The following is a 9,722-nucleotide window of genomic DNA, read 5'->3' as shown; positions in this document are numbered from 1 at the left end:
CTGGCAGGGCGAGATGGTCTACCGCAACAAGCGCGGCGAGCTGCTCACGGCCCTGCAGACGATCAGCGAGGTGGTCGACGAGCATGGCAAGGTCGATTATTTCATCCACATCTTCAACGACATCACCGAGACCAAGGCCGCCGAGCAGCGCATCCGCTACCAGGCCCATCACGATCCCCTGACGGACCTGCCCAACCGGGCCTCGCTGCGTTACCGGATCGACCAGGCCGTGGCCCGGGCCGATAGCGAAGACTCGGCGCTGGCCGTGCTGTTCCTCGACCTCGATCACTTCAAGGAGGTCAACGACCGGAAGGGGCATGCCGTGGGCGATCATCTGCTGCGTGACGTCGCCGGGCGCCTCGCAGGATTGCTCCGCCACGAGGACACGGTCGGTCGGCTCGGGGGCGACGAGTTCCTCATCCTGCTCGAGGGTTTGCCGGCGTCGCGCTTCGCCGGCCAGGTGGCCGAGAAGGTGATCGAGGCCCTGACTCGCCCGTTTGTGCTGGACGGAGAGGTGGTCGAGATCGGTGCCTCCATCGGGATCGCCGTGTATCCCGACCACGCCCCCGATGCCGATGCACTGATCAACCACGCCGACGCGGCCATGTACGACGCCAAGGCCTCCGGACGGAACACCTACCGATATTTCGACGAGCGGCCCGCGGTGGAGCCGATCTGAGCCCCGCCACCGGGCGCGAAGGCATAAACGGAAAAAGCCCCCGTCGGCCGAGCCGGACGGGGGCTTTGTCGTTGTATCGATCCGGGGCGAACCCCGGAGGCGGGCCTTACTGGCCGCGCTCCTCGATCAGGCGGTGGATGCGCGGGGTCAGGATCAGGTCCATCGCGTAGCTCATCTTGCCGCCCGGCACCACGATGGTGTTGTAGCGGGACATGAACGAGTTCGGGATCATCTGCAGCAGGTAGGGGAAGTCCACGCCGAACTCTTCCGGATCGCGGAACCGGATCACGACCACGCTCTCGTCCGGCGTCGGGATGTCGCGGGCGATGAACGGGTTGGAGGTGTCGACGGTCGGTACGCGCTGGAAGTTGACGTCGGTCTGCGAGAACTGCGGAGTGATGTAGTTCACGTAGTCCGGCATGCGGCGCAGGATGGTGTCGACGATCTTCTCGGCGGAGTAGCCGCGCTCGGCGTTGTCGCGGAAGATCTTCTGGATCCACTCCAGGTTGACGATCGGCACGACGCCCACGCCCAGATCGACGTGCTGGGCGACGTCGACGTCATCGGTCTTCACCAGGCCGTGCAGGCCTTCGTAGAACAGCAGGTCGGAGCCGGCCGGGATGTCTTCCCACGGGGTGAATTCGCCCGGGCCCAGGTTGGTGTTCAGCCGCGCGTTGTGCTCGGCGGCTTCCTCGTCGCTGTGCAGGTAGTAGCGCTTCTTGCCGGAGCCGGACTCGCCGTAGCTCTTGAACAGCTCGCCGAGCTTGTCGAAGTGGTTGGCGTCCGGGCCGAAGTGGGAGAAGAAGTTGTTGCCCTTCTCGGCCTCGGCGGCCATGCGCTCACGCATGTCCTTGCGATTGAGTGCGTGGAAGCTGTCGCCCTCGATCACGACCGGCGAGATTTCCTCGCGGCGGAAGATGTGGTTGAAGGCACTCTTGACGGTGGACGTGCCGGCGCCGGACGAGCCGGTAACCGCGACAACGGGATGCTTCTTGGACATGGTCCCTCCTGTTGGAAAGCAATAAAAACGAAACGTGGAAAATCGGCGGAATCGGGTCGTTTCGACTGGGGAGGAGCGCGTTTCTTGCGCGCGCGACTCGACTCACCCGGCAAAACGAAAGCCCACGATAATAGGGGTTTGCGTCACCGGGAACAAGTTGTTGGCTATCGAATCGGCGGGATGGACGGGCGGATTTCAAGCCCCTCCATCCGGTTTGCCGGGCCGATCAGCGCCGTCGATAGAGCAGGTCGAAGACCTGGTGGCCGCGTTCTTCGCCGCGTCGCTCGAACTTGGTACGCGGGCGCCAGTCGGGCCGGGCGTTCTCGCCGCTGCCCTCGTGTTCGGCCACGAACGCGGGGTGGGCATCGAGTACCTCGCGCATGTGTTCGGCATATTCGGCCCAGTCGGTCGCCAGGTGCCACAGCCCACCGGGCTTGAGGCGGCTGGAGACCAGGTCGGCGAACGGCGTCTGCACGATGCGGCGCTTGTGGTGGCGCTTCTTGTGCCATGGGTCCGGGAAATAGAGCAGCAGCCGGTCGAGGCTTTCCTCGGGGAGGCGCTGCTCCACGAACGGCACGGCATCGCCGCAGACGGCCTTGAGGTTGGTCAGGCCGAAGTGCTCGATGCCGTTGAGCAGGTGCCCGACACCGGGACGATGGACCTCGATGCCGATGAAGTCGGTATCCGGGTCGCGCGCTGCCATCTCGACCAGGCTGTCGCCGTTGCCGAAGCCGATCTCCAGGGTCAGCGGGGCCGACCGGCCGAACAGCTCGACCGGGTCTATCGGGTCGCCGGTCGGCTCGATCAGGTACTTCGGGCCCAGTTCGTTCAGTGCCCGCTGCTGGCCCGGCGTGAGCCTGCCTTCGCGGCGGATGAACGAGCGGATGCGTCGGCGAATGCCGTCGCTTTTTTCAGTCTGTTCGCTCATGGGATCAGAAGAACAGGCCGTCGATGGGCGAGGAAGCGCTGGCGTAGCGCTTGCGCGGCATGCGCCCGGCGAGGAACGCCTCGCGTCCGGCCTCGATGGCCTTCTTCATGGCCGAGGCCATCAGTACCGGGTTCTTCGCATCGGCGATGGCGGTGTTCATCAGCACGCCGTCGCAGCCGAGCTCCATGGCCACGGCGGCATCCGAAGCGGTGCCGACGCCGGCGTCGACGATGATCGGCACCTCGGCGTTCTCGATGATGGTCAGCAGGTTGTACTTGTTCTGGATGCCCAGGCCCGAGCCGATTGGCGCGGCCAGCGGCATGACGGCCACGCAGCCAATCTCCTCGAGGCGCTTGGCCACGATGGGGTCGTCGGAGGTGTAGACCATCACCTCGAAACCGTCTTCGACCAGCGTCTCGGCCGCGGCCATGGTGGCGGTGATGTCCGGGTAGAGCGTCTTCTCGTCGCCGAGCACCTCCAGCTTGACCAGGTTGTGGCCGTCGAGCAGCTCGCGGGCGAGCCGGCAGGTACGCACCGCCTCGGTGGCCGTGTAGCAGCCGGCGGTGTTGGGCAGGATGGTGAAGCGCTCCGGCGGCAGCACGTCGAGCAGGTTGGGCTCGTCGGGGTTCTGGCCGATGTTGCTGCGGCGGATCGCCACGGTGACGATCTCGCTGCCGGCGGCCTCCGTGGCCTCGCGGGTCTCGTCCATGTCCTTGTACTTGCCGGTGCCGGTCAGCAGGCGCGAGCGGTAGCGGCGGCTGCCGATGACCAGTTCGTCGTCGGCCGGTTGGGTGTTTTCGGGTGTCTGGGATTCGGTCATGGCTGAAAGTGCGGGTCTCGGTTGAATGGGATTGTCACGGGTGATGCAACCCGTCAGTGCGGCATGCCGGCCTGCGCCACCTCGGCCTCGGGTGAACCGTGCTGGTCAATGCTCAGCGCCAGGCCGTCGATGCTCAGCGAGTCGTGCAGATGCTTGAGCTTGATCACGACCAGGAGGATCGAGCCGCTGCCGTCGGGCAGCGGTGCACTGCGCACTACCTCGCCGGCGGTGCTGCCGTCGGTGGCCTCGACCGGCGTGCCGGCGGCCGGCGGATCGAGTGCCAGCGCATGGCCGGCGAACAGGCGCCGGTTGGGCTTGCCCAGGTAGTGCATGCGGGCGATCACCTCCTGCCCGGGGTAGCAACCCTTCTTCAGGCTGAAGGCGCCGAGCTCGTCGAGGTTGATCCACTGCGGCACGAAATGCTCGACCGTGCCGGCGTCCACCAGCGGGATGCGCTCCTCGATCTCCGCCCGGTCCCAAGTGCTTGCGGTTACCCGGGAGTCGGCCGGCACGGATTCGACCAGGCGACGCAGGCGATCGATCGGTCCGTGGATCGCGATGCGCGGCGTGCCGTCCAGGTCCTCGCGGATGTACAGGAGGCCGTCGGTGTCCAGCCGTGCCGGCCAGCGAGGGCTGTCCTCGCTACGTGGAGCGGCGAGGCGCTGGAGCGTTTTGGTGGCCGCCGGGTCGGTCATCGGTGCCGGCTGGCCCTCGGGGAGCATCACGCCCAGGGCAACCCAGTCCTCGAGCCGCTGGATCTGCACGTCCCGGCGCAGCACGTACATCTGCAGCCGTTTCTGCAATGCCGGGGCGATGTCGGCGCGGGTGATCAGGAAGAAGCGGTCCCCATGGCCAACCACGCGGAACAGGCCAAGCGCCCGGCCCTTGGCGTTGCACAGGGCGCAGAACGTGGCCGCGTCGTCCGCGAGTGACACGATGTCCTGTGTCAGGATGGCCTGCAAGAAGACGCGGGCCTCGGGTCCCGCAACCTCGATGACCTCGCGGTCGACCAGCCCGGTGACGAGGGTTGTCCCGTCGGGGGGCATGGCGTCGCGGGGTGGCTGAGTCGCTGCCTGCCACTGCTGGCGGATTGCATCGGACATCTCGGTTACCCGTGGGGTTGGCTGCCATTGCCGGCAGCGAAATGAGAGACTGCTGTGACCCTCAAGGATAACATCCCCGCTCAGACGGCTGTGGGAGAACGGATTTCATGCAAGGGCAATCACAGGGATTTCGTGACGAGCTCGGCGCTGACCCCTGGCTGGTCGGGGCCTGGTGGACGCTTGGCGGCCTCGCCTGGCTGAGCCTCGGCGCGGTCGCGGCATGGGGCGAGTGGCCGGGGCTGGCTGGCGGGGCGCTGCCGGCTTGGCTGGATCGGGTGGGCCGCCTGCTGATCCTGCTGGCCGGCAGTTGGTGGGTCTGGCGGCATCTGGCCACCCGGCCGGTGGGGCTTATGGTGCCTGGACGGCTGTCCTGGTCCGGTGCCCGCGGCCGGTTCGAGACGAAGCGGGCCACGTGGCGGGGCGAAATGCGACTGGTCTGGCGCAGCGCCGTTCTTGTGGGCGTGCGTCTGCGTGACCCGGTCCGAGGCACCATCACGCTCTGGCTGACGCCGCATCGGCTCGGCGAGGCCGGCTGGTGGCGCCTGCAACGATTCCTCGTACTGGGCGGCGCATCGGGGGTCGACTGACCCGCCCCGGTCAGCGTGCCCGGGGTGTCTGTCGAAGCCGGCGGTCCAGCTCGGCGACCGCCTGTCGCAGTGCCGCCCGATCGGAGACGTTGTCCAGCCGGAAGTCGCTGATGGCCAGTCGGGCCCGGTCGTCCGTCTGCAGGGCGATCAGTCGGTCGGCCTGTTCCTCGTCGATGCCGGGGCGGACAAGCAGCCGCTCGCGCCGGCTGTCCGGCGGCGCGGTGACCGTGATCACCCCGTCGAGCCAGTCACGGTAGGCCGGCCACACGGCCGGTTCGGCAAGCAGCGGCACCACCACGATCACGTAGGGCGCGTCCTGCGCGGCGCGCTCGGCCCGATCCCGGGCGCGTTCGCGGATGGCGGGGTGCATGATGGCCTCCAGGGCCGACCGGTCCGCCGGGTCCGCCAGAATGCGCCACCTCAGCGCCTGGCGGTCGAGGCGACCGTCCGGCTGGAATACGTCGGCGCCGAAGTGCGCCCGGATGGCGCTCGAGCATGCCTGCCCGGGTTCGACCAGTTCGCGGCTGATCTGGTCGGTGTCGATCACGGGGATGCCGAGGGCGGCAAAGTACTCCGCTGCCAGGCTCTTGCCGCTGGCGATGCCCCCGGTCAGGCCGATGATCGCTCCCCGTGGGGGCATCTCCCTGTCGTCGGTCCCCGGCAACTCCGTCGCCCTCAGTAGCCGCCCAGATAGGCGGCCAGGATCGGTTCGCCCAAATAGAGCGCCACCAGTCCCGCCATGGCGAGGTAGGGGCCGAAGGGAATGGGGATGCGCCGGTCGTGGCTCGTCAGCAGGATCATGGCGATGCCGACGATGCTGCCGACGAGTGCCGACAGGAGGATCACCAGCGGCAGCATCTGCCAGCCCAGCCAGGCGCCCAGCGCGGCGAGCAGCTTGAAGTCACCGAAGCCCATGCCTTCCTTGCCGGTGATCAGCCGGAACAGCCAGTAGACCGACCACAGGGCCAGGTAGCCGAACACGGCCCCCAGGACCGCATCCTGCAGGGAGAGGTGGTAGTCCGGCAGCAGGATCGGCAGGAGCAGACCCAGCCAGAGCAGCGGCAGCGTGAACACGTCCGGCAGCAGCTGGGTCTTGAGATCGATTATCGATGCGGCCAGCAGCGCCCAGCTGAACAGGAACACCGCCAGGGCCAGAAAGGTCGGGCCGAACTGCCAGGCGGCAAGCCCCACCAGTCCCGCGCTGGCGAGTTCCACCAGCGGGTACTGCCAGGAGATCGGCTTGCCGCAGTTCGCGCAACGACCCCGCAGCCACAGCCAGCTGATCACGGGGATGTTCTGCCAGGCGCGGACGGGCGCGCCGCAGTCGGGGCAGGCGGAACGCGGGCGGACGAGGTTGAACGGTGCCTCGTCGGCCTCGGCGGGCGCATCCTCGCCGGCCAGCAGTGCGCGGCATTCGCGTTTCCACTCGCGCTCCATCATCACCGGCAGCCGGTTGATGACCACGTTGAGAAAGCTGCCCACCAGCAGGCCGAACAGGGTGGCGACGGCGATCCAGATGGCCGGGTGTTGCTGGAAGAAGGCTTGCAGTTCGGACATGGTTCAGGTGCCTGACATGGAAACGGCCCGGTGATGCGGGCCGTGAGGGAATCGATCTGGCGGCGTGGTGATCAGACCACGGCGCCCAGCTTGAAGATCGGCAGGTACATGGCGATGACCAGGCCGCCGACCACGATGCCGAGGAAGGCCATGATCATCGGCTCGAGCAGGCTCGACATCGCATCGACCATGTTGTCGACCTCCTCCTCGTACATCTCGGCGACCTTGGCGAGCATCGAGTCGAGCGCGCCGGTCTCCTCGCCGATGGCGACCATCTGCACGACCATCACCGGGAAGAGGTTGGACTGCTGCATGCCGATGCGAAGCGGCGAGCCGGCGGAGACCAGGTCGCGCATGTCCATGACCGCGTCGCGGAAGACGGCGTTGCCGGTGGCCCCGGCGGTCGGCGGCAGGGCCTCGACCAGAGGGACGCCCGCCGAGAACATGGTCGAGAGCGTGCGGGAGAATCGCGCGATGGCGGACTTCTCCGTCAGCGCCCCGAAGATCGGCACCTTGAGGATCATCCGGTCGAGGAAGTGGTTGAACTTGTCGGACCGGCGCTTGAAGAAGATGAACACGGCGATCAGCGCGGCGAGTCCGCCGAAGATCACCAGGCCGTGTTCTCGCATGCCTTCGGACAGGCCGATGACGAACTGGGTGAAGGCCGGCAGGTCGGCCCCGAAGCCCTGGAACAGGGATTCGAACTGCGGGATGACGAAGATCAGCAGGATCGCGGTGACGATGAAGGCGACCACCAGGACGGCGGTGGGGTAGAACAGCGCCTTCTTGACCTTGCCCTTGAGGCTCTCGGTCTTCTCCTTGTAGGTGGCGATCCGGTCGAGGACCACCTCCAGCGCACCCGACTGCTCGCCGGCGCGCACCAGGTTGACGAACAGCTCGTCGAAGTGCTTGCGGTGGCGGTCGAGGGCGTCGGCCAGGTTCGTGCCGCTTTCCACGTCGTTCTTGACCTCGTTGACGAGGTCCTTCATCGACTTCTTCTCGGCACTCTGCGCGATAATCTCGAGTGCCTGCACGATCGGCAGGCCGGCGCTCATCATCGTCGAGAGCTGGCGAGCGAAGGTGGCGATGTCGCGGGGCTGGACCGGCTTGGAGTTCGAGAAGAGTGGCCGGCTCTTGCGCTTGACGCGGATCAGGGTCATGCCCAGCCGGCGAATCTCGGCCCGGACGGCGGTGTCGTTGAAAGCGGCCATCTCTCCCTGGATGACGCGGCCCTCCTTGGTGCGCGCCTCGTAGGTGAATACGGGTTTTTCTGCGCTTTTCTGCTTGCTTGCCGCTGCTGTGGCCATCTTGTTCTCTCCCTAATGATGCCCGGCCGGGGTCAGTCCTTGGTGACGCGGTTGACTTCCTCGAGGCTGGTGACCCCGGCGAGTACCTTCTTCAGGCCCGAACGCCGGAGGTCGTCAATGCCTTCCTTGCTCGCCTGGTCGGCGATGTCGATGGCGTTGCCGCCTTCCATGATGATGCGGCCCATCGCCTCGGAGACGGACATGACCTGGTAGATGCCCACCCGTCCCTTGTAGCCGTTGGTGCACTGGTCGCATCCCTCGGCCTTGAACAGCTTGGGTGACGCGGCCAGATCTTCCGCGGTGAAGCCTTCGCGGCGCAGTTCTTCTTCCGGAATGTTTTCCGGCTGCTTGCAATTATTGCACAGGCGGCGCGCGAGCCGCTGGGCGATGATCAGGCTGACCGACGAGGCGATGTTGTAGGCCGGCACGCCCATGTTCACCAGTCGCGTGAGTGTCTGGGGTGCGTCGTTGGTGTGTAGTGTCGAGAGGACGAGGTGACCGGTCTGCGACGCCTTGATGGCGATTTCGGCGGTTTCCAGATCACGGATCTCGCCCACCATGATCACGTCGGGATCCTGGCGGAGGAAGGCGCGCAGGGCATTGGCGAAGGTCAGGCCCACCTTGGGGTTGACGTTGACCTGGTTGATGCCCGGCACCACGATTTCCGCCGGATCCTCGGCGGTGGAGATGTTGCGGTCGCCCGAGTTGAGGATGTTCAGGCCGGTGTACAGCGAGACCGTCTTGCCCGAGCCGGTCGGGCCGGTGACCAGGATCATCCCGTAGGGCTTTTCCAGGTTCTCCATGTAGAGCCGCTTCTGCTCGGGCTCGTAACCAAGCTGGTCGATGCCCAGCTGTGCACTCGACGGATCGAGGATACGCAGCACCACCTTCTCGCCGAACAGGGTCGGGCAGGTGTTGACCCGGAAGTCGATTGAACGCTTCTTCGACAGCTTGAGCTTGATCCGCCCGTCCTGCGGAATGCGCCGCTCGGAGATGTCCATGCGGCTCATCACCTTGACCCGCGCGATGATGCGGTCGGACAGGTTGCTCGGTGGCTTGGCGCTCTCGGTCAGCATGCCGTCGACCCGGAAGCGGATGCGGAACTGCTTCTCGTAGGGCTCGATGTGGATGTCCGAAGCCCCCTTGCGGATGGCGTCGGTGAGAAGCTTGGTGACGAACTTGACGACCACGTCATCCTGCAACGAGGCTTCTTCCGCGTCGTGGGCGTCGTCATCCTCGTTCTCGAACTCGACGTTGGCCAGGTCGTCGTCCAGTTCGTCGCCCAGCGCATCCATGCTGTCGTTGAGTGCGTCGTCAAGCAGCCTGGCGATTTTGGGCGCCTCGCCCACCACGGCCTCGATGGCCATGTTGGTCGAGAAGCGAAAGCCGTCGATCGCGCGGGAATCCGAGGGGTCGGCTAGTGCGACGGTGAGCCGGCGGCCGCGCTTGAACAGGGGGAGGGCCGTGTTCGTCTTGAGAATCTTCTCCGGGACGAGCTTCACCGGCAGGTCGCTGGTGTCGATGGCGTTGAGGTCGACCAGCGGCAGCCCGAAGCGCTTGGAGGCGACCTCCGCGATGCGCTGTGGGGATATGCCCTCGGCCAGCATCGTGTTCAGTACCGTTTCGCGGCTGTCTTTGGCCTTTGACTGGATGGTCTGTGCCTGGTCAAGAGAGAGGGTGTCCTCCCTGACCAGCGCGCTGAGCAATCCGTTGACGGGGGGTGCGCTCATCGATCCGCCTG

Annotated in this window: 10 protein-coding genes; 2 read left to right on the top strand and 8 right to left on the bottom strand. The window is 66.3% G+C overall.

The genetic code is table 11. The features are described from left to right. Window positions 1-679: diguanylate cyclase domain-containing protein (locus ACESL5_RS04345; protein WP_372591563.1), on the top strand; the 679-nt coding region annotated here is incomplete at its 5' end. Window positions 680-785: 106 nt separating this feature from the next. Here ACESL5_RS04345 and ACESL5_RS04340 read toward each other — a convergent pair. From ACESL5_RS04340 to ACESL5_RS04325, 4 genes are all read right to left on the bottom strand, one after another. Next, entirely contained in the window at window positions 786-1,679 is an 894-nt protein-coding gene (locus tag ACESL5_RS04340) for a phosphoribulokinase (protein WP_372591562.1), read from the bottom strand. A 226-nt stretch (window positions 1,680-1,905) separates the two neighbouring features. Further along, a complete protein-coding gene (trmB, locus tag ACESL5_RS04335) occupies window positions 1,906-2,607 on the bottom strand; it encodes a tRNA (guanosine(46)-N7)-methyltransferase TrmB (protein ID WP_372591561.1) in 702 nt (233 codons plus the stop codon). Between the two features lie 4 nt (window positions 2,608-2,611). Further along, window positions 2,612-3,427, bottom strand: coding sequence for a thiazole synthase (locus ACESL5_RS04330; protein WP_372591560.1), 816 nt, complete (start codon window positions 3,425-3,427; stop codon window positions 2,612-2,614). A 53-nt stretch (window positions 3,428-3,480) separates the two neighbouring features. Continuing rightward, window positions 3,481-4,530: a YgfZ/GcvT domain-containing protein gene (locus ACESL5_RS04325; protein ID WP_372591559.1), complete on the bottom strand. Its 1,050-nt coding sequence runs from the start codon at window positions 4,528-4,530 to the stop codon at window positions 3,481-3,483. Window positions 4,531-4,637: 107 nt separating this feature from the next. Here ACESL5_RS04325 and ACESL5_RS04320 point away from each other — a divergent pair, with 107 nt between their 5' ends. Further along, complete coding sequence (locus ACESL5_RS04320) at window positions 4,638-5,117, top strand: hypothetical protein (protein ID WP_372591558.1); 480 nt, start codon at window positions 4,638-4,640, stop codon at window positions 5,115-5,117. Window positions 5,118-5,127: 10 nt separating this feature from the next. On the opposite strand, the gene coaE is transcribed toward ACESL5_RS04320, so the two are convergent. From coaE to pilB, 4 genes are all read right to left on the bottom strand, one after another. Then, complete coding sequence (coaE, locus tag ACESL5_RS04315; RefSeq protein WP_372591557.1) at window positions 5,128-5,757, bottom strand: dephospho-CoA kinase; 630 nt, start codon at window positions 5,755-5,757, stop codon at window positions 5,128-5,130. A gap of 35 nt (window positions 5,758-5,792) precedes the next feature. Continuing rightward, window positions 5,793-6,674: a prepilin peptidase gene (locus tag ACESL5_RS04310; protein ID WP_372591556.1), complete on the bottom strand. Its 882-nt coding sequence runs from the start codon at window positions 6,672-6,674 to the stop codon at window positions 5,793-5,795. A 71-nt stretch (window positions 6,675-6,745) separates the two neighbouring features. Further along, entirely contained in the window at window positions 6,746-7,981 is a 1,236-nt protein-coding gene (locus tag ACESL5_RS04305; RefSeq protein ID WP_372591555.1) for a type II secretion system F family protein, read from the bottom strand. Window positions 7,982-8,013: 32 nt separating this feature from the next. After that, complete coding sequence (gene pilB, locus ACESL5_RS04300; RefSeq protein WP_372591554.1) at window positions 8,014-9,711, bottom strand: type IV-A pilus assembly ATPase PilB; 1,698 nt, start codon at window positions 9,709-9,711, stop codon at window positions 8,014-8,016. Window positions 9,712-9,722 lie beyond the last annotated feature (11 nt).

It is taken from the genome of Guyparkeria sp., assembly GCF_041687595.1.
In the GTDB taxonomy this organism is placed as follows: Bacteria; Pseudomonadota; Gammaproteobacteria; order Halothiobacillales; family Halothiobacillaceae; genus Guyparkeria.
Note: the sequence above shows the minus strand (reverse complement) of the source record. Positions and strands in the feature narration are given on the sequence as shown.